This window comes from Borreliella spielmanii, from assembly GCF_014201705.1.
Classification (GTDB): domain Bacteria; phylum Spirochaetota; class Spirochaetia; order Borreliales; family Borreliaceae; genus Borreliella; species Borreliella spielmanii.
Map to the genome: position 1 here is coordinate 1 of NZ_JACHFA010000030.1, position 1,171 is coordinate 1,171.

The 1,171-nt window shown below is 31.8% G+C and carries 2 protein-coding genes; one reads left to right on the forward strand and one right to left on the reverse strand.

Translation table 11 applies throughout. The features are described from left to right. A partial coding sequence (locus tag HNR35_RS05725; protein WP_183224554.1) for a P52 family lipoprotein occupies nt 1-330 on the forward strand: 330 nt, incomplete at its 5' end. Between the two features lie 505 nt (nt 331-835). On the opposite strand, the gene HNR35_RS05730 is transcribed toward HNR35_RS05725, so the two are convergent. Next, nucleotides 836-1,171: P52 family lipoprotein (locus tag HNR35_RS05730; protein WP_183224556.1), on the reverse strand; the 336-nt coding region annotated here is incomplete at its 5' end.

The window sequence follows — 1,171 nt, forward strand, 5'->3', positions numbered from 1 at the left end:
TCTGATCCTAATCATCGCGATGTACCCCCGGTGCCTGACTATAATGAGGAGTATTTTGATAAATTCTTTTTAGACTTAGGTTCTGAGAAATCTAAAGAATTGATTAGTCTGTTTGGCAGGGTAAAAAATGAGAAGAATGACAAATTTAAGCATGAAGTTTCTTGGCTTTATTGGTGTATAAGCGAATTGTATTCTCTAGATATTAAGTATTCCGGTGAAGAAGGATATGAATATTGGTCTGATGGACAGAAACTTTTTATGCCTAGGCCCACGATTGATCAACAATATTTAAAAGTGAGAGAAGGAATAATAAAGCATGCTTTAAGATGATAATCATCTTAAAGCATGCTTTATTACATTGTTTGAATCTTCTATTTTCATGATGAATGTGTATATAAAAAATTTAAAAGCATGGCTAATGTAATTTATTTAAGTTAGAAGTGGTGTTGTAACGATGGAAAGAAGCCCCCAACGGATGTTATTATTTTAGATATAGTAATGGGGTGACATTTGGTTTATAGGAAAAGTAATGATAAAATTCTTAGGGCGAACGTCTTCTATACTAAAAAAATATAAATTTATTTATATTTTTTTAGTATAGAAGACGTTCGCCCTAAGAATTTTATTACTACTTTTCCTATAAACCAAATGACCAACCACCCCATCACTATATCTAAAATAATAACATCTGTTGGGGGCTTCTTTTCATCATTACAACACCACTTTTCTAACTTAAATAAGTTATATTAGTCATGCTTTTAATTTTTTTATATACACATTCATCATGAAAATAGAAGATTCACATAATGTAATAAAGCATGCTTTAAGATGATAATCATCTTAAAGCATGCTTTATTATTCCTTCTCTCACTTTTAAATATTGTTGATCAATCGTGGGCCTAGGCATAAAAAGTCTCTGTCCATCAACCCAATATTCATATCCTCCTTCACCGGAATACTTAATATCTGGAGAATACAATTCGCTTATACATGAATAAAGCCAAGAAACCTCGTGCTTAAATTTATCATTCTTCTCATTTTTTACCCTACCAAACAAACTAATCAATTCTTTAGATCTCTCAGAACCTAAGTCTAAAAAGAATTTATTAAAATACGCCTCATTATAGTCGGGCACTGGGGGTACATCGCGATGATTAGGATCAGGATCAGG